The organism is Buttiauxella massiliensis (genome assembly GCF_902500225.1).
In the GTDB taxonomy this organism is placed as follows: domain Bacteria; phylum Pseudomonadota; class Gammaproteobacteria; order Enterobacterales; family Enterobacteriaceae; genus Buttiauxella; species Buttiauxella massiliensis.
The window spans coordinates 34,552-53,461 of the sequence record NZ_LR722667.1 but is presented as its reverse complement, the minus strand read 5'-3'; the positions used below and the strand labels follow the sequence as shown (position 1 = coordinate 53,461).

Genomic DNA, 18,910 nt, shown 5'->3' with positions numbered 1-18,910 from the left:
TATGTCGCTCGCTAAAGCCTCAGTGTGGACCGCCGGGTCCACACTGGTAAAAATTGCTGCCGGTTTACTGGTGGTGAAGTTGCTTGCTGTGGCATACGGGCCGAGCGGAGTCGGGCAGGCAGGAAACTTCCGCCAGATGGTTACCGTATTAGGCGTGCTTGCCGGGGCGGGAATCTTCAACGGCGTGACCAAATACGTCGCGCAGTATCACGATCAGCCCGAGCAGTTACGCAAAGTCATCGGTACTTCATCGGCCATGGTATTGGGCTTCTCAACGCTATTGGCGATCATCTTTGTTGTTGCCGCGAAGCCAATCAGTCTGGGCCTGTTCGGGCATGAAAATTACCAGGGATTAGTACGCCTGGTAGCGTTAGTGCAGATGGGCATCGCCTGGGCAAACTTGTCTTTAGCCATCATGAAAGGGTTTCGTGATGCTGCCGGTAATGCGCTGGCACTGATTGGTGGCAGTATCATTGGCGTGATTGCCTATTACCTCTGCTATCGCCTCGGCGGCTATCAAGGCGCGTTGTTGGGTCTGGCATTAGTGCCTGCACTGGTGATCATTCCTGCGGGTGTTATGCTGGTTCGCCGCGAACATGTGCCGCTTAGTTACCTGAAACCGCAGTGGGATAAAGTGTATGCCAGCAGCCTTGGCAAATTCACCATCATGGCGCTAATCACGTCGGTGACACTGCCAGTGGCTTACGTGATGATGCGAAATTTGCTGGCGGCCCACTACAGCTGGGATGATGTCGGTATTTGGCAAGGGGTGAGCAGCATTTCCGATGCTTATCTGCAATTCATCACTGCCTCGTTTAGCGTTTATCTTTTGCCAACGCTTTCGCGCTTAACCAGCAAACATGACATCAGCCGTGAGATTGTTCGCTCCCTGAAGTTCGTTCTACCCGCGGTTGCTCTGGCAAGTTTCACCGTCTGGCTGTTGCGCGACTTCGCGATTTGGCTGCTTTTCTCGCATAAATTTATTGCGATGCGCGATCTCTTCGCCTGGCAGTTGGTAGGCGATGTGCTGAAAGTCGGCTCATATGTGTTTGGTTATCTGGTGATAGCTAAAGCATCACTACGCTTCTATGTTTTGACTGAAATCAGCCAGTTTGCGTTGTTGACTGGTTTTTCACATTGGCTTATACCTGCGCACGGTGCTTTAGGGGCTGCTCAAGCTTATATGGCAACGTATATTATTTATTTCACGCTCTGTTGCAGCGTTTTCCTCATTTATCGTAGACGAGCATGACAACACTGATTCACATTTTGGGATCGGATATCCCGCATCATAACCAAACGGTGCTGCGCTTCTTCAATGATGCTCTGGCTGCCTCAAATCCGCATGCGTGCCAGTTTATGGTGGTTTCGAAGGACGACTCAATTTTGTCCTCTTTTCCGGCGCTTGCCGTGACACTCTATCCAACGAAAAAAGCGTTGGCGCAGGCCGTTGTAGCAGCAGCTCGTGCTAATCGCCAGCAACGCTTTTTCTTCCATGGCCAGTTTAATAGCTCACTGTGGATTGCGTTGCTAACTGGCGGCTTGAAACCGGCTCAGATGAACTGGCACATTTGGGGCGCTGACCTTTATGAGGCCTCAAAAAGCTTCAAATTTCGGGCGTTTTATTTGTTGCGCCGCATTGCGCAGGGGCGAGTGGGGAGAGTGTTTGCTACACGAGGTGACCTGAATTATTTCCATGAGCGCCACCCACAGGTTCCAGGTGAGTTAATTTACTTTCCGACGCGTATGGACCCATCTCTAAATACTCTGGCCAACAGTGAAGAGAAAGTTGGCAAAATGACGTTTCTGGTAGGTAACTCCGGCGATCATAGCAACCAACATATTGCAGCATTAAAAGCGATTCATGCACAGTTTGGTGACTCGGTACGCGTGGTAGTACCGATGGGCTATCCAATCAATAATGACGCTTATATCAATGAAGTTCAGCAGGCTGGACGCGCGCTATTTAGTAAAGAAAATCTCCATATCCTGAAGGAAAGCATGGCCTTTGATGATTATCTGGCTCTTTTGCGTCAGTGCTCGCTGGGCTATTTCATTTTCGACCGCCAGCAAGGTATTGGCACGCTCTGCTTGCTGATTCAGGCAGGTATTCCTTGCGTGCTGAGCCGTAAAAATCCGTTCTGGCAGGATATGACTGAACAGCATATTCCCGTGCTGTTTGCTGGCGATACGTTAAACGAGCAGATCGTTCGCGAAGCGCAGCGTCAACTACGCTTACTGGATAAGCAACAGATTGCTTTCTTTAACCCTAATTATATCGACGGCTGGAAGCGGGCGCTGGACGTAGCATCAGGAGAAGCTGCATGAGTTTGCTAGAGTTTGGCGGTTTATTTGCGGTCTGGTTTTTATCAGTGATGTTCATTGGTATTTTAACGTACCAGGAATTCCGCCGGGTGCGTTTCAATTTTAATGTGTTCTTCTCATTACTATTTCTGCTGACGTTTTTCTTTGGCTTCCCCTTCACCTGTACGCTGGTATTTCGTTTTGGGGTCTCGGTTGTACCGGCAGATGTGCTTCTGCAAGCGCAACTCGCTGCCGTCTGCTTCTATGGTATTTACTATGTCGCCTACAAAACCCGGCTGCGGGAAAAACGAACTACAAAGGTTCGGTGTCAGTTGTTTACTATGAACCGTGTTGAAACTCATCTGACGTGGGTCATGCTGATGGTGGTGGCGTTGGTGAGTGTCGGCATCTTCTTTATGCATAACGGTTTCTTACTGTTTAAGTTGCATTCATATAGTCAGATCTTCTCCAGCGAAGTATCGGGTGTTGCGTTAAAACGTTTCTTCTACTTTTTCATCCCTGCGATGCTGGTTGTCTATTTTCTTAAGCAAGATGGCCGAGCCTGGATGTTTTTCCTGGTGAGCACTGTGGCGTTTGGTTTGCTGACTTACATGATTGTCGGCGGCACGCGCGCCAATATTATCATCGCGTTCGCCATCTTCTTGTTCATCGGTATTATTCGCGGCTGGATCTCGCTGTGGATGCTGGCGGCGGCGGGTGTATTTGGCATCGTCGGTATGTTCTGGCTGGCATTGAAGCGTTATGGGCTTAACGTCAATGGGGAGGAAGCGTTTTACACCTTCTTGTACCTGACTCGCGATACCTTTTCGCCGTGGGAAAATTTGGGATTACTGCTGCAGAATTACGACAAAATTGAGTTCCAGGGTCTGGCACCAATCATACGTGATTTCTATGTCTTTATTCCTACCTGGTTATGGCCTGGCCGTCCGGGGATTGTCCTGAATAGTGCGAACTACTTTACTTGGGAAGTTCTTAACAACCACTCTGGCCTGGCAATTTCACCGACCTTAATCGGTTCACTGGTGGTTATGGGGGGCGTGTGGTTTATCCCATTAGGCGCAGTTGTAGTCGGGCTGATTATTAAATGGTTCGACTGGTTGTATGACCTGGGTAATCGTGAAACCAACAAGTACAAAGCCGCCATTTTTCATAGTTTCTGCTTTGGGGCGATTTTTAACATGATTGTATTGGCACGTGAGGGATTGGACTCTTTTGTCTCCCGTGTGGTGTTTTTCATGGTTATCTTTGGTGTCTGTCTGCTGTTTGCGAAGCTGCTTTACTGGCTATTTGATAGCGCGGGGCTGATACATCAACGTCTACGCCGTTCACCGCAAGTTGTTTCTGGCTCTCAAAATGTATCGCAGGGAATATCATGACAGAACTCACGACTGCCCCTTCTTATACGATTCGTGGCTTGAGCCTACTGGGTTGGCGCGATATGCAGCATGCATTGGATTATCTCTACGCAGGGGGCTCGCTGCGTAGCGGTACGCTGGTAGCGATTAATGCGGAGAAAATCCTTTCTGCAGAACGTGACCAGCAAGTGAGAGTATTAATCGATAACGCAGAATACAAATACGCTGACGGTATTAGTGTGGTGCGCTCGATTCGCAAAAAGTTTGCAGGTGCTGTCGTGTCTCGCGTTCCGGGAGCCGATCTCTGGGAGGCATTAATGCAACGGGCAGGCGGAGAAGGCACTCCCGTTTTCCTGATCGGTGGAAAACCTGAAATACTGGCGCAAACCGAAGCCAAACTGCGTAAGCAGTGGAACGTTAATATTGTTGGTAGCCAGGATGGATACTTCAAAGCCGAGCAACAGCAGGCTCTGTTTGAGCGTATTCGGGAAAGCGGTGCCGCTATTGTCACTGTAGCGATGGGATCGCCGCGGCAGGAGCTCTTTATGCGCGATTGCCGCAAGGTTTACCCTGATGCTCTGTATATGGGTGTGGGTGGAACATACGATGTCTTTACCGGGCATGTGAAACGCGCACCAAAAGTCTGGCAGAATCTGGGTCTTGAGTGGTTGTATCGCTTATTGTCGCAACCGAGCCGCATCACGCGGCAAATAAAGTTGCTGCGTTATCTGGCCTGGCATTACACCGGCCGCCTATAAAACGCCACCAGGTATCTCGTCAAAGTGAGTATTACGGCTGAATTTGGCTGGATAATCATCAGAATGTGCAAAGCGTAACCAAATGCGCATTTTATTTAAATAAGCACTAGACAGCTGACCATGAAGCCCGTAATATCCGACCCCGCAACGGCGCTATGCGCCCGTAGCTCAGCTGGATAGAGCGCTGCCCTCCGGAGGCAGAGGTCTCAGGTTCGAATCCTGTCGGGCGCACCATTGATTGAATGGGGCCAGAGCTGCGGCGGTACTTCTTATTAAGAAGGTGGACCGCGCGAAAAGATTTACAGTGGTGGCTATAGCTCAGTTGGTAGAGCCCTGGATTGTGATTCCAGTTGTCGTGGGTTCGAGTCCCATTAGCCACCCCATTTAATTTAGTGATATTGCGAAGGTGGCGGAATTGGTAGACGCGCTAGCTTCAGGTGTTAGTGTTCTTACGGACGTGAGGGTTCAAGTCCCTCTCTTCGCACCATCTCTAAGTTGAAAGCAGTAAGAAGTGAATGCAGTATTTCGGCGAGTAGCGCAGCTTGGTAGCGCAACTGGTTTGGGACCAGTGGGTCGGAGGTTCGAATCCTCTCTCGCCGACCAAATTTAGAAAAGACCAACCTTCGGGTTGGTCTTTTTGCATCTGTAGTTTATGAGGATGAGAATCTCCGAAGGAGGTTTGAGCCGAGCGAAGCGAGACAACGTTGCTTTAGCAACGGCCCGTAGGGGAATAATCCTCTCTCGCCGACCAATTTCAATAAAGCTCAACCGCAAGGTTGGGCTTTTTTACGTCTGTAGTTTACCGTTTCGTCGATCGGATTAGTTCAGCGAGGCCGACAAAACCGCCAATCTAAAACCTTCGTCTCAAAATCACGACATCGCGATTTTTATTGTCGCTGTTTGGTGACTCTTAACTCATTGATAAAAAATAATAATTCCAAACTTCAATTTAAGTGTCTCTAAAAAGAGACACAACCGAAGAACTACCCTGGTACAAAAATATCCCATCTATTGCTTAAGGAATCTGAGATAACATCATGAATATAAAATGATTCCAGGCTAAGGGTAATTATGAATTCAAACCTGGCATGCATCGTGCAATAATATATCTGTAGATGCTCATTCCACTTCTTATGTTTGCTTCGGCTTCATAAACCAAGGAATGACGCAGAGCCGATTACGGTGCTTATCGTCCACCGACAGATGTCGTCTTTCAGACCTCATCCAACACCATGGACATAACGTTGAGTGAAGCACCACTTAGTTGTCTTAAAGACCTGTTTTGACACCTGCCAATTGGCAGGTGTTTTTTTTTGTGTGAAGGAAATGGGTAAGGGCGACAGTTATCGCCCTTGGGGTGTTATGAATTGGGGTTGTTTTGCAGGGTTAACAGCAGGCCATCACGGCGCATCAAGGCCGCCTCTTCTGGGTTATGCAGACGATCCAGGCAATCAGCCAACCATGCATAATCAAAGGCATCAGGACGCTGTTTGAGTGCTTCACGGAAAGCATCGCTCGCTTGTTGCCATTCGCCGTGTTTCATCAGTAACTGACCGAGTGTGCTATTAAGCAATGGACGATCGCCTTGTGTCTTGATCTGCTGGCGAAGGGCTTTTTCAAGTTGCTCCGGGTTGCCTGATTTCAGACGTGGCATCAGTAATATCAAACGCTCGTCGTACTGGCGTTTCAGGCCATCAAGAATGATTTCCTGTGCCGCATCATGATCGTCACACTCAATAAGATGCTCCGCCATCGCAACCTGTAGCACGGTTTCATGGCGTGTCTTACGGCTTTGATTTTTCCACCAGGCCTTCAGCCCATCGTTACCTTGATCCGCCATTGCTTGATCCATCAAGCCAATCCAGGCCTGTTGTTGCAATGCGGTGCGGTGGACTTCATCACCAACCTGTACTTTGTCCATTGCGGGTAAAGTGTCGAGCAGCGATCCCCATGCACCAGTGCGGACATATGCCATTTCGGCAAGACGTAGCACTTCAGGGTGACGTGGTGCCGTCTCCAGTAACTTATCAACGCCATGGCGGGCAGCATGGTTTTCGTTACGCGCCAGTTGCAGACGCACACGGGTAATTTCAACCGGGAGTTGGTCGCTGTCTGCCAGTTCGGCTGCGCGTTCCAGATGCTGATTGGCACGAATTTCATCGCCACGCTGTTGTGCGGCTTCTGCTGCCAGTAAATAGTTTACGACTGGCTGTTCGGCATGATCGGCATTTTTCAGCATCAGCTTCTCAACTTGCTGATAGTCGCCTTCTGCTAATTTCAGCAGTGCAGCTTTAGTTTGCTTGCGCGCGCGACTGCTTTTACGCCCAACAAACCAGCCACGGGTACGAGCCCCGGTGCGGAAAACACGGCGCAGTATCCATTCAATAGCAAACAGCACTACCATTGTCAGGATCAGGATGATCACCAGGCCAGTGACGCTGGTTTCCACGTTGTAATTATCGGTCTGAATCAACACATAACCCTGATGTCCGGCCAGCATTGGTCCAAGGACGATCCCGGCGATCAACAGTAGGAAGAGTAATAAGACTTTAATCATGCTTATTCTCCCTGAGTTGGTGCAGGCGCTTGTTCAGGCGCGGCAGGTTGTTCAGCAGGAGCGGTTGCGCTCGCTGCAGGCTGGGCAAGCAAATTACGCACCCGGGTCTGCATCAGCTTTTCCAGTAGAGGCTGGCTTTCCAGCGTTTGCGGCACATCCATGTTGATGCTTTGCTGGCTGAGAGAATCCAGCTCATCAAGGAAGGATTTTGTCACGCTGTCGTTGGTGTCGTAATAAGCACGAACCCATGTGGAAACATTCTCCAGCGACTGCTTATACGTTTCGTCCTGGTGGCGAGGAACCGCTTGTGCTGCAACTAACAAACGCGAGCGGATATTTTCACGCAGGTAAACATCCTGGTTTGGTGCCAGAAGCGGAACGGCAGTTTCATCGCGGCGGCGAATAGTAATGAAACTATCCATAAAGTTGTGCCAGCTTTTAGTTAGATTTTGACGCCATTCCGTCACCGTACTGGAAAGCTCGCTGCCGTCGGAATCCATAGGCGTGTCGTCGGTATTGTTGTCTGCCAGACGCAGATTATCGACCTGGTTAGAAAGCTGATTGAGCTTGAGGATAATCCCGTCGTAATCAACCTGAGTAATCGCGGAGAGTGCGGAAATATCGTCTGTCAGCGCACGACGCACGGCAATCAGGCTCGGATCGTTCATATCGGCCAGGCTGGCATCAGCACTCTTCAGCAATGCGGCGGCGGTCGTGACATCCTGATCGCTCCACAATTTCCGCCCGGCCAGTTTCACCAGGAAATCGGATTGTGCTAACAACCAGGTTTTTGCATCGCTGCCGGAAATAGTGGCCACTTTTTGCTGAACTTCGTCAAGCTCGCGCGCCAGATTTGCCTGCTGGCGATCCGACTCCTGGAGTGCAGTTGCCTGCTGCTTGATGGTAGTTTCCAGAGAGGCTTGCTGCTGTTCTTGTTGCTTTTGTAAAGCGGTGAGCTGCGTTGCCAATGCATCGGTGTTGGCATTTTGCGCCGCTGCCTGATGCTTACCATAACTGTAAAGACCGCCACCTAACGCAAGGGCAATAGCAATGGCGATCGCACCCAACGCAATTCCGGCAATACCACTACGATTTTTTTGTGGTGGCTGTTCTGAAAGCGGAGCGCTTTCTACCGCAGGTGTGGTCTCTTCAACCATGGCGGAGTTATTCTGTTGTTCCGTCATTGTGGCGTCCCATATTGTATACCCTTTATTCTTCAAGCTGCGTTGGTGCAACTCGAATTATTTTGGGGGTTGATTTATTGTAACGCGCGAAGCAGCGCGTCATTGTCTGCGTTATCGGCGACCCGAATATCTTGCCAGCCCAAATCCCGGGCAAGGTCTGCCAAACGCTCACTGACAACTAACAGTCGGCAGTGTAGTAACCAGTTTTTTCTATACCATTCCGGAATGAGCGCATAAAGTTGTTGTAGCATTTCACCGCTTGTCACGACCAGCGTTGAAACCCCACGTTCGCGCCAGCGAAAGGCTTCTTCCGTTCCGTCATAAATTCTGGCACTTCTTTGGTAGCATTCGCAGAAAGTCACTTCTGCGCCGCGTTCGGCCAGTGTTTCACCTAACAGTTCACGCCCCCCATTTCCACGTAAAATGAGTGCCCGTTTCCCGGCAACATTCTGTAATTCAGGTAATTGTAGCAAGACTTCCGTTGTTTCCCTGTCTTGCGGATAACGAATCGGCAAATGGCTAACCGTGTGCAACGCTAAGGCAGTCGTACGCCCAATGGCAAACCAGGCAAGATGTGAAGGCCAGGATATGCCGTTTTGGCGTAATTGCGGGTGGGCATAATTTATGACGTGCTGCGATAATACGAACACCAGGTCGCCTTCGTTCAGGCTAGCCAGCATGCCAGGCAGTTTGTCCAACTGCCGGCCGGGGGAAAACTCGATAAGTGGGAAGCTATACGCCACCTGCCCCAGTGCGCGCAGTCTGCTCACTAACTCGTCCCCAGCGGGGGAAGGGCGGGTGACAAGTATTGTCATGCCGGAGCATCTCCGTCATAAACGGCGGCAAGAATCTCACGCGCGCCTTTATCGAGAAGCTCCTCCGCAAGCGAAATGCCCATAACTTCGGCATCTTCTGGCTTACCACGGCGTTCGCCACGCACCAGAATCGAGCCGTCAGGTGCGCCCACTAATGCCCGCAACCATAACTCACCATTATTAAGCTCGGCATAACTGCCAATCGGCACCTGGCATCCGCCCTCAAGGCGCATGTTCATGGCGCGCTCCGCACGAACGCGAATCGCAGTCTCTTCATGATTAAGTGATGCGAGCAGCGCTTGTGTGTGTTCATCATCAAGACGGCATTCGATTCCCACCGCGCCCTGGCCAACTGCTGGCAGAGAAACTTCCGCTGGTAACGCGTAACGGATACGCGATTGTAATTCGAGGCGATTCAACCCGGCGACTGCCAGAATAATCGCGTCGTAGTCACCGTTGTCGAGTTTACCCAGGCGGGTACCGACATTGCCGCGCAAAGAACGAATGACAAGGTCCGGGCGGCGCTCGGCGATCTGACATTGGCGGCGGAGGCTGGAAGTGCCTACTACGCTGCCTGCCGGGAGTGCGTCCAGGCTGTCGAAATGATTGGAGACAAAAGCGTCACGCGGATCGTCACGTTCGCAAATCGTCACTAGCCCTAAGCCTTCAGGAAACTCGACTGGCACATCTTTCATGGAATGTACGGCGATATCCGCACGGCCTTCAAGCAGTGCTAACTCTAATTCTTTGACAAACAATCCCTTGCCGCCGACTTTCGCAAGTGGTGTATCAAGAATGATGTCGCCACGCGTAACCATAGGCACCAGTTCAACCGTGAGCTGGGGATGGCACGCTTCCAGGCGTTGTTTGACATAATGTGCTTGCCAGAGTGCTAATGGACTTTGGCGAGTGGCAATTCTTAATACATTGTCTAACATTGCTAGTTACCGTAATTATCGTCCCTGACCATCCTACCACTCTTCAAGGAAGGCTGTCAGTTTCAACGGGTTTGCGGAAAAGAGGGACATATTTCGTATTATGGAAGATAAAGCCGGTAGGCGGAGCGGAAGTTGGCGCGTAGCGCATCTTTCTTTACGGTCAACCAGCAAGGTGTTAAATTGATCACGTTTCCAGCAATTCTTTGCCTTGTCGTTTATAATAGAGGCAACAACCGGGAAACGGGTTTTTTCGTAATACTGAAACCATCAGGCGATATGTCTTGTACCTCTATATTGAGACTCTTAAACAGAGACTGGATGCCATCAACCAACTGCGTGTAGATCGCGCACTTGCGGCAATGGGCCCTGCTTTTCAACAGGTCTACAGTCTTCTGCCAACATTGTTACATTATCATCACCCGCTGATGCCAGGTTACCTTGAGGGTAACGTTCCACATGGCATTTGCATCTACACGCCTGATGAAACCCAACGCCACTACCTCAACGAACTCGAATTGATGCGCGGCATGCCGCCGCAGAAAACAGAATCTGGTGAATTGCCTATCACGGGCCTCTATACCATGGGCAGCACATCGTCCGTTGGGCAGAGTTGTTCATCCGACCTGGATATTTGGGTTTGTCACCAGTCATGGCTCGATAATGACGAGCGCCAGTTGCTGCAACGTAAATGCAGCGTGCTGGAAAGCTGGGCCGCCTCTTTAGGTGTTGAAGTCAGCTTCTTCCTGATTGACGAAAACCGCTTCCGCCACAACGAAAGTGGCAGTCTGGGTGGCGAAGACTGTGGTTCAACACAACATATCTTGCTGCTCGATGAATTCTACCGCACCGCTGTGCGCCTGGCCGGGAAACGTATTCTGTGGAGTATGGTTCCGGGCGACGAAGAAGATCATTACGACGATTACGTAATGAGCCTCTACTCGCAGGGCGTGCTCACGCCAAACGAATGGCTGGATCTCGGTGGTTTAAGCACCTTGTCGGCAGAAGAGTATTTTGGCGCCAGCCTGTGGCAGCTCTATAAGAGTATCGATTCGCCTTATAAAGCCGTGCTCAAAACGCTGCTGCTGGAAGCCTATTCCTGGGAATATCCGAATACTCGCTTGCTGGCAAAAGACATTAAGCAGCGCCTGCATGATGGCGAGATAGTCTCTTTTGGGCTTGATCCGTACTGCATGATGCTGGAGCGTGTGACGCACTACCTCACGCAAATCGAAGACACTGCGCGTCTGGATTTAGTGCGTCGTTGTTTCTATCTGAAAGTGTGCGAAAAACTGTCCCGTGAGCGTGCTTGTGTAGGCTGGCGTCGTGAAGTCTTAAGCCAGCTGGTAAAGGATTGGGGCTGGGACGAACCGCGTCTGGCGATGCTCGATAACCGTGCTAACTGGAAAATCGACCAGGTTCGTGATGCGCACAACGAACTCCTTGATGCGATGATGCAAAGCTATCGCAACCTGATTCGCTTCGCTCGCCGTAACAACCTAAGCGTCAGTGCAAGCCCGCAAGATATCGGTGTGTTGACCCGTAAATTGTATGCCGCGTTTGAAGCACTGCCGGGTAAAGTCACGCTGGTTAACCCGCAGATCTCTCCAGATTTGTCAGAACCCAATCTGACCTTCATTCATGTGCCGCCGGGCCGTGCCAACCGTTCAGGCTGGTATCTCTACAACCGTGCGCCAAACATGGAATCTATTGTCAGCCATCAACCGCTGGAATATAACCGTTATCTTAATAAGCTGGTGGCATGGGCCTACTTCAACGGCCTGCTGACCTCGCGCACCCGCCTGTTTATTAAGGGCAACGGGATTTGTGATTTGCCAAAATTGCAGGAGATGGTGGCTGACGTTTCGCACCACTTCCCGCTGCGTTTACCTGCGCCAACCGCGAAAGCGTTGTATAGCCCATGTGAAATTCGCCATCTGGCTATCATCGTTAACCTTGAATATGACCCGACTGCTGCATTCCGCAATCAGGTCGTTCATTTCGATTTCCGTAAGCTGGATGTATTCAGTTTCGGGCAGCAACAGCAGTGTCTGGTGGGAAGCGTTGATCTGCTGTATCGCAACTCCTGGAATGAAGTGCGTACCCTGCATTTCAACGGCGAACAATCGATGATTGAGGCGCTGAAAACCATTCTGGGCAAAATGCACCAGGATGCCGCACCGCCAGATAGCGTTGAAGTGTTCTGTTACAGCCAGCATTTGCGTGGGCTTATCCGCACGCGTGTTCAGCAACTGGTTTCCGAATGTATCGACTTCCGCTTGTCGAGCACCCGTCAGGAACCTGGTCGCTTTAAAGCACTGCGTATTTCTGGCCAGACGTGGGGGCTGTTCTTCGAACGCCTGAGCGTTTCAGTGCAAAAACTGGAGAATGCGGTCGAGTTCTACGGGGCGATTTCGCATAACAAACTGCATGGTTTGTCGGTGCAGGTTGAAACTAACCAGCAGGTTCAGTTGCCGCCAGTGGTAGATGGTTTTGCCAGTGAAGGGATCATTCAGTTCTTCTTTGAAGAAGCGAGTGAAGACCACGGTTTCAATATCTATATTCTTGATGAGACCAACCGCGCAGAGGTTTACCACCACTGTGAAGGCAGCAAAGAAGATTTAGTGCGTGATGTCAGCCGTTTCTACTCGTCTTCGCACGACCGTTTCACCTACGGCTCAAGTTTCATTAACTTCAACTTGCCGCAGTTCTATCAGATTGTGAAAGTAGATGGGCGCTCACAGGTGATCCCGTTCCGCACCCAGACTATTACAGCAGCGACACCGACTAATCATGACGATAGCAATGCGCCGCTACTTCAGCAGTACAGCAACAGCTAGCTAAAGCTAACGGGTTCACCCGCTTGCTGTGTGCAAGCTTCTTCAAGTAATGTCCAAAACTCTGCGCCGCTACGGTCACAAATCCATTTGTCGTCTTTCAAGTTAAAATGGTAACCGCCGCTTTTGGTGGCAAGCCATACCTGATGGAGAGGCTCCTGGCGATTGATAATAATCTTGCTGCGATTCTCAAAACTCAGGGTCAGCACGCCGCCGTTGATTTCGCAGTCAATATCGCTATCACCATCCCAGTCATCCAGACGTTCTTCGATTGTTGACCACAGGCCGTCAGCCAGGCGATGAAATTCACTGTCGTTCATATTCGTTTCTCAGTTGTTCTTCTTCACGGCAGTATAGCAACACTCGCGAATAGAAAAGAGTATTGCTTTTCAGGGATCACCTGCGATGATAGAAGGCAGAATAGTGGATTACAGGCATCTCAATAATGAAGAAAATTTTCTGCCCATTAGCACTCGTGCTGGCACTTTTTAGCCTTTCTGGCTGTGGTCTTAAAGGGCCGTTGTACTTCCCTCCTGCGGACGGTAAAACCAAGCCTACATCTCAGGTCACTCCTAAGCCACAGCCGCAATCAACCACGCCAGATCGTAATAATCGTGGTACTGATAACGCACCGACTCAGGTTGTCTACTAGCACATTATTAATAAGTAGCCGCGTATATGGAGCAGAAGATGCAGTTTTCGAAGATGCATGGCCTTGGCAATGACTTTATGGTCGTCGACGCGGTGACTCAAAACGTCTATTTCTCCCCTGAGCTTATCCGCCGTCTGGCCGACAGGCATTTGGGAGTGGGTTTTGATCAGCTGTTGGTGGTTGAACCGCCATACGATCCTGACCTTGATTTCCATTATCGTATTTTTAACGCTGATGGCAGTGAAGTCTCGCAATGCGGTAATGGCGCGCGTTGTTTTGCACGCTTTGTGCGCCTGAAAGGTCTTACCAACAAACGCGATATTCGCGTCAGCACCGCCAATGGCCGCATGGTTCTCAGCGTGACGGAAGATGAGTTGGTAAGCGTGAATATGGGCGAGCCTAATTTCGAGCCTTCTGCTGTGCCGTTCCGCGCAAACAAAGTGGAAAAGACCTATATTATGCGTGCCGCCGAACAAACCATTATGTGTGGCGTCGTGTCGATGGGTAACCCGCATTGCGTGATTCAGGTTGATGATGTGACTACGGCCGCGGTGGAAACGTTGGGGCCAGTGATGGAAAACCATGAGCGTTTTCCTGAGCGTGCAAACATCGGCTTTATGCAGGTTGTAACCAAAGAACACATCCGTCTGCGCGTTTTTGAGCGTGGAGCCGGAGAAACTCAAGCTTGTGGCAGTGGCGCTTGTGGCGCAGTTGCCGTGGGTATCTTGCAGGGAATACTGGCGGAGCAGGTTCGCGTTGAGCTACCGGGTGGCCGCCTTGATATCGCCTGGAAAGGGCCGGGAACGCCGTTGTTTATGACCGGTCCAGCGGCCCACGTCTATGATGGATTTATACATCTATGAAGAATGCCGAGGAACAGCAAGAAGCCGTACTGGAACTGGATGACCGAATGGTGGCGGAGTATCTGCTGCGTCATCCCGATTTCTTTATTCGTAACGCCCAACATGTAGAACAGATGCAAGTGCCGCATCCGGTACGCGGCACTGTTTCGTTGGTTGAGTGGCATATGGCACGTAGCCGTAACCATATCAATTTCCTTGAAGAAAACATGACCTTGCTGATGGAGCAGGCGAGTGCCAACGAAGGTTTGTTCTATCGCTTACTGAAGTTGCAGGGCCGTCTGGCTTCTGCCACTAGTTTGCAGGAAATGCTTAACCGCTTGCACCGTTGGGCGCGCGAAACGGGTCTGGCTGGCGCAAATGTGCGTCTTTTTGCGGACCGTTGGCGGATTGGTGCTCCTTCTGATTTTACCCATTTGGCACTGAATCGGCAGGCTTTCGAGTCGTTGCGTATTCAACGTCTTGGGGATCGTCAGCATTATTTGGGGCCGTTAAATGGCCCTGAATTACTGGTGGTTTTACCTCAGGCGAAAGCCATTGGTTCAGTGGCCGTGTCTCTGATGGGTAGTGACGCAGATTTAGGCGTGCTGGTTTTCAGTAGCCGCGATCCTCAGCATTACCAGGAAGGGCAAGGCACACAATTACTTCACGAACTGGCCCTGATGTTGCCAGACTTGCTGGAGCGCTGGGTCGAGCGAGTATGACGGCCTTCCCACTGCAACCTTTAGTCGATGGCTTTCTGCGCTACCTGAAAGTAGAGCGCCAGTTAAGCCCGCTGACACTGCTCAACTATGGCCGCCAACTGACCGCAATAATCACCCTGGCGGGCGAGATGAACATGAGCACCTGGCAGCAGTGTGATGCCGCCGCGGTTCGTTCAATCACGGTTCGCAGCCGCAAAGCGGGCCTCGGGTCATCAAGCCTGGCATTACGTCTTTCCGCGCTCCGTAGTTTCTTCGACTGGTGTGTCAGCCAGGGTGAGCTCAAAGCTAATCCCGCAAAAGGCATTACTACGCCGAAAGCAGGCCGCCACCTGCCAAAAAATATCGACGTCGATGATGTTAGTCGCCTGCTGGATATCGACATCAACGACCCACTTGCCGTGCGTGATCGCGCGATGCTGGAGGTGATGTACGGTGCTGGGCTGCGTCTTTCAGAGCTGGTTAATATGGATTGCCGCCACATTGATCTGACGACAGGTGAAGTGTGGGTGATAGGTAAAGGTAGCAAAGAGCGCCGGGTGCCCGTGGGGAAATCTGCTGTTACCTGGGTTGAGCACTGGCTTGATCTGCGCGAGCTTTTTGGTCCGGACGACGATGCGTTATTTCTCTCCAAACAGGGGAAGCGTATCTCGACACGTAACGTCCAAAAACGTTTTAGCGAGTGGGGGATAAAACAGGGGCTAAACAGCCATGTGCATCCTCATAAACTGCGCCATTCATTTGCCACGCATATGCTGGAATCGAGCGGGGATCTGCGCGGTGTGCAGGAGTTATTAGGCCACGCCAACCTTTCCACGACGCAAATCTATACCCATCTCGACTTCCAACACTTAGCCTCAGTGTATGATGCTGCGCATCCACGCGCTAAACGAGGGAAATCGTAATGCATTTTTATCGCCCACTTGGGCCTATTGCCGCGCTCACTTTTGATCTCGACGACACGCTCTACGACAACCGCGAAGTGATTATGCGCACCGAGCGCGAATCAATGAGCTTTGTGCAGAACTACCATCCGAAGCTAAACCATCTGCAACGCCCTGATTTTTTGCACATTCGCCATGCGTTGCGCCTCGCAGAACCGGATATTTACCACGATGTCACCGAATGGCGTCGTCGTGCTGTAGAGCAAGCCATGTTAGATGTCGGATTATCAGCGGAAGAAGCCGCCGCAGGCGCACAAGCTTCGATGGAGAACTTTGCCCATTGGCGCAGCCAAATCGACGTGCCGCAAGAAACGCACGACACGTTAGCGAAACTCGCCGAAAAATGGCCGCTGGTGGCGATTACCAACGGTAACGCTGAGCCACATCTTTTCGGCCTCGATCAATACTTTAAGTTTGTGCTGCGCGCCGGCCCTCATGGGCGATCCAAACCATTTAATGATATGTATCATCTCGCAGCAGAAAAGCTCAATGTTCCGCTCGGCCATATTCTGCACGTAGGTGATGACCTGACTACTGATGTTGCAGGGGCTGTTCGCTGTGGTATGCAGGCTTGTTGGATAAATCTGCGCGATGGCGACCTAATGCAGATTGATGACAGCCGCTTATTGCCACATCTGGAAATTTCGCAGTTGGCATCCCTCACCGCGCTGATATAATCTGATTAATTCTGTATAAAATCACAGTATATTTTTATCTCCTCAACGGCGGTGCCAATGGACGTTTCTTACCTGCTCGACAGCCTCAATGACAAACAGCGCGAAGCCGTCGCGGCCACGCGTAGCAACATGCTGGTACTGGCTGGTGCAGGAAGCGGTAAGACGCGTGTATTGGTGCACCGTATTGCGTGGTTAATTAGCGTGGAAAACTGCTCGCCATATTCGATTATGGCGGTGACGTTTACCAACAAAGCGGCGGCTGAAATGCGCCACCGTATCAGTCAGTTGATGGGAACCAGCCAGGGCGGCATGTGGGTAGGTACTTTCCATGGTCTCGCGCACCGCTTGCTGCGTGCACATCACATGGACGCCAACCTGCCGCAGGATTTCCAAATACTGGACAGCGAAGATCAGCTGCGTTTGTTAAAGCGCCTGATTAAAGCCATGAATCTCGACGATAAACAGTGGCCTGCACGGCAGGCAATGTGGTTTATCAACGGCAAAAAAGATGAAGGCCTACGCCCACATCACATTGAAAGTTATGGTAACCCGGTCGAGCAAACCTGGCAAAAAGTGTATCAGGCGTATCAGGAAGCCTGCGATCGCGCTGGGCTTCTGGACTTTGCCGAACTATTGCTGCGTGCTCATGAACTCTGGCTGAACAAGCCACACATTCTTAATCACTACCGCGAACGCTTCACCAATATTCTGGTGGACGAATTCCAGGATACCAACAGCATCCAGTACGCATGGATTCGCATGTTGGCAGGTGATACAGGCAAAGTGATGATTGTTGGTGATGATGACCAGTCAATCTACGGCTGGCGCGGCGCGCAAGTTGAGAATATCCAACGCTTCCTGACCGATTTCCCTGGCGCACAAACCATCCGCCTTGAGCAAAACTACCGCTCAACCAATAACATTCTGAATGCCGCCAACGCCCTGATTGCGAACAACTCAGGTCGTTTAGGCAAAGAGCTGTGGACGGATGGCAGCGACGGCGAGCCAATCTCACTGTATTGCGCATTTAACGAATTAGATGAAGCGCGTTTCGTGGTTAACCGCATCAAAACGTGGCAGGAAGCTGGTGGAGCGCTCGAGCAATGCGCCATTCTCTATCGCAGCAACGCCCAATCGCGTGTGCTGGAAGAGGCGTTATTGCAGGTCGGCATGCCGTACCGCATCTATGGCGGCATGCGCTTCTTCGAACGTCAGGAAATCAAAGATGCGCTCTCGTATCTGCGCCTGATTGCTAACCGCAATGATGACGCAGCGTTTGAGCGCGTGGTTAACACGCCAACGCGTGGCATCGGCGACCGCACATTAGACGTGGTGCGCCAGACATCGCGCGACCAGCAACTGACAATGTGGCAAGCCTGCCGCTTGTTGCTTCAGGAAAAAGCGTTAGCAGGCCGTGCCGCTTCTGCGTTGCAACGCTTCATGGAACTTATCGACGCGCTGGCACATGAAACCATCGACATGCCGCTGCACGTACAAACTGACCGGGTTATCAAAGATTCGGGCTTGATGGTGATGTACGAGCAGGAAAAGGGCGAGAAGGGCCAGACGCGAATCGAAAACTTAGAAGAACTGGTCACGGCAACGCGGCAGTTCAGCTATCAGGATGAAGACGAAGATCTGATGCCATTGCAGGCGTTCTTGTCGCACGCAGCGCTCGAAGCCGGTGAAGGGCAAGCCGACACCTGGCAAGATGCGGTGCAATTAATGACACTGCACTCGGCGAAAGGTTTGGAATTCCCGCAGGTGTTTATCGTCGGCATGGAAGAGGGGATGTTCCCAAGCCAGATGTCGCTCGATGAAGGTGGCCGCCTGGAAGAAGAACGCCGCCTGGCCTACGTTGGCGTAACACGTGCGATGCAAAAACTGACACTGACCTACGCTGAAACCCGCCGTCTGTATGGCAAAGAAGTTTATCACCGCCCGTCACGTTTCATTGGTGAACTGCCAGAAAACTGCGTGGAAGAAGTTCGACTGCGTGCCAGTATCAGCCGCCCGGTCAGCCACCAACGCATGGGCACGCCAATCTCTGAGAATGATTCAGGCTTTAAACTCGGGCAGCGTGTACGCCATGCAAAATTTGGTGAAGGCACGGTCGTTAACCTGGAAGGGAGCGGTGAACACAGCCGTATTCAAGTGGCATTCCCGGGGCAGGGAATTAAGTGGTTAGTTGCTGCTTATGCACGCCTTGAATCAGTATAAATTAGCGAGTTAACTCATCGTTTTTCACGCTTTTGCTACCTTATAAATATCACCATAGTTTATTACTCCATGGTGTCCCGTTGCGTGTTG

At 51.2% G+C, this 18,910-nt stretch carries 16 protein-coding genes, 4 tRNA genes and 1 other RNA gene; 16 read left to right on the top strand and 5 right to left on the bottom strand.

The annotated features are described in order from the left end of the window. Position 1: 1 nt before the first annotated feature. The 9 genes from wzxE to GC128_RS21135 all read left to right on the top strand — a co-directional run bounded on the left by wzxE (position 2) and on the right by GC128_RS21135 (position 5,189). Positions 2–1,252: a lipid III flippase WzxE gene (gene wzxE, locus GC128_RS21175; protein WP_151995957.1), complete on the top strand. Its 1,251-nt coding sequence runs from the start codon at positions 2–4 to the stop codon at positions 1,250–1,252. Beyond that, the gene (locus GC128_RS21170) at positions 1,249–2,328 is read left to right on the top strand and encodes a TDP-N-acetylfucosamine:lipid II N-acetylfucosaminyltransferase (protein WP_151995956.1); all 1,080 of its coding nucleotides are present in this window, start codon (positions 1,249–1,251) and stop codon (positions 2,326–2,328) included. The genes wzxE and GC128_RS21170 overlap by 4 nt, the downstream gene beginning before the upstream one ends. Further along, positions 2,325–3,701 carry an ECA oligosaccharide polymerase gene (wzyE, locus tag GC128_RS21165; protein ID WP_151995955.1) on the top strand — a complete coding sequence of 459 codons (1,377 nt, stop codon included), beginning with the start codon at positions 2,325–2,327 and terminating at the stop codon, positions 3,699–3,701. The genes GC128_RS21170 and wzyE overlap by 4 nt, the downstream gene beginning before the upstream one ends. Further along, the gene (wecG, locus tag GC128_RS21160) at positions 3,698–4,438 is read left to right on the top strand and encodes a lipopolysaccharide N-acetylmannosaminouronosyltransferase (protein ID WP_151995954.1); all 741 of its coding nucleotides are present in this window, start codon (positions 3,698–3,700) and stop codon (positions 4,436–4,438) included. Before wzyE ends, wecG begins: the two co-directional genes overlap by 4 nt. A gap of 157 nt (positions 4,439–4,595) precedes the next feature. Further along, positions 4,596–4,672 (top strand) — tRNA-Arg (locus GC128_RS21155). Positions 4,673–4,745: 73 nt separating this feature from the next. Next, a tRNA-His gene (locus GC128_RS21150) sits at positions 4,746–4,821 on the top strand. 17 nt (positions 4,822–4,838) lie between these two features. After that, positions 4,839–4,925: transfer RNA gene (locus GC128_RS21145), tRNA-Leu, on the top strand. A gap of 39 nt (positions 4,926–4,964) precedes the next feature. Further along, positions 4,965–5,041: transfer RNA gene (locus tag GC128_RS21140), tRNA-Pro, on the top strand. Positions 5,042–5,076: 35 nt separating this feature from the next. Further along, positions 5,077–5,189, top strand: a non-coding RNA gene (locus GC128_RS21135) — RtT sRNA. Between the two features lie 609 nt (positions 5,190–5,798). Here GC128_RS21135 and hemY read toward each other — a convergent pair. The 4 genes from hemY to hemC all read right to left on the bottom strand — a co-directional run bounded on the left by hemY (position 5,799) and on the right by hemC (position 9,932). Continuing rightward, positions 5,799–6,995 (bottom strand): protoheme IX biogenesis protein HemY, encoded by a 1,197-nt coding sequence (gene hemY, locus GC128_RS21130; protein ID WP_151995953.1) that lies wholly within the window; start codon positions 6,993–6,995, stop codon positions 5,799–5,801. A gap of 2 nt (positions 6,996–6,997) precedes the next feature. Then, positions 6,998–8,179, bottom strand: a complete 1,182-nt coding sequence (gene hemX, locus GC128_RS21125; protein WP_151995952.1) for a uroporphyrinogen-III C-methyltransferase — start codon at positions 8,177–8,179, stop codon at positions 6,998–7,000. 74 nt (positions 8,180–8,253) lie between these two features. After that, positions 8,254–8,994: a uroporphyrinogen-III synthase gene (gene hemD / locus GC128_RS21120; protein WP_151995951.1), complete on the bottom strand. Its 741-nt coding sequence runs from the start codon at positions 8,992–8,994 to the stop codon at positions 8,254–8,256. Then, on the bottom strand, positions 8,991–9,932 hold the full coding sequence (gene hemC, locus GC128_RS21115) for a hydroxymethylbilane synthase (protein ID WP_151995950.1): 942 nt from the start codon (positions 9,930–9,932) through the stop codon (positions 8,991–8,993). Before hemC ends, hemD begins: the two co-directional genes overlap by 4 nt. A gap of 281 nt (positions 9,933–10,213) precedes the next feature. On the opposite strand from hemC, the gene cyaA reads away from it, so the two are divergent. Continuing rightward, on the top strand, positions 10,214–12,769 hold the full coding sequence (gene cyaA, locus GC128_RS21110; protein ID WP_151995949.1) for a class I adenylate cyclase: 2,556 nt from the start codon (positions 10,214–10,216) through the stop codon (positions 12,767–12,769). Here the strand turns inward: cyaA and cyaY are convergent. Next, a complete protein-coding gene (cyaY, locus tag GC128_RS21105) occupies positions 12,766–13,086 on the bottom strand; it encodes an iron donor protein CyaY (RefSeq protein ID WP_151995948.1) in 321 nt (106 codons plus the stop codon). The genes cyaA and cyaY overlap by 4 nt on opposite strands. Before the next feature lie 125 nt (positions 13,087–13,211). Here cyaY and lptM point away from each other — a divergent pair, with 125 nt between their 5' ends. From lptM to uvrD, 6 genes are read left to right on the top strand one after another with little or no spacing between them, the layout of a single operon-like run. Beyond that, the gene (gene lptM / locus GC128_RS21100; protein WP_151995947.1) at positions 13,212–13,418 is read left to right on the top strand and encodes an LPS translocon maturation chaperone LptM; all 207 of its coding nucleotides are present in this window, start codon (positions 13,212–13,214) and stop codon (positions 13,416–13,418) included. A gap of 38 nt (positions 13,419–13,456) precedes the next feature. Continuing rightward, on the top strand, positions 13,457–14,281 hold the full coding sequence (gene dapF, locus GC128_RS21095) for a diaminopimelate epimerase (protein WP_151995946.1): 825 nt from the start codon (positions 13,457–13,459) through the stop codon (positions 14,279–14,281). Continuing rightward, positions 14,278–14,982, top strand: coding sequence for a DUF484 domain-containing protein (locus tag GC128_RS21090; RefSeq protein WP_151995945.1), 705 nt, complete (start codon positions 14,278–14,280; stop codon positions 14,980–14,982). Before dapF ends, GC128_RS21090 begins: the two co-directional genes overlap by 4 nt. Next, a complete protein-coding gene (gene xerC / locus GC128_RS21085) occupies positions 14,979–15,884 on the top strand; it encodes a tyrosine recombinase XerC (RefSeq protein ID WP_151995944.1) in 906 nt (301 codons plus the stop codon). The genes GC128_RS21090 and xerC overlap by 4 nt, the downstream gene beginning before the upstream one ends. Further along, on the top strand, positions 15,884–16,600 hold the full coding sequence (gene yigB, locus GC128_RS21080; protein WP_151995943.1) for a 5-amino-6-(5-phospho-D-ribitylamino)uracil phosphatase YigB: 717 nt from the start codon (positions 15,884–15,886) through the stop codon (positions 16,598–16,600). Before xerC ends, yigB begins: the two co-directional genes overlap by 1 nt. 57 nt (positions 16,601–16,657) lie before the next feature. Continuing rightward, entirely contained in the window at positions 16,658–18,820 is a 2,163-nt protein-coding gene (gene uvrD / locus GC128_RS21075; RefSeq protein ID WP_151995942.1) for a DNA helicase II, read from the top strand. Positions 18,821–18,910 lie beyond the last annotated feature (90 nt).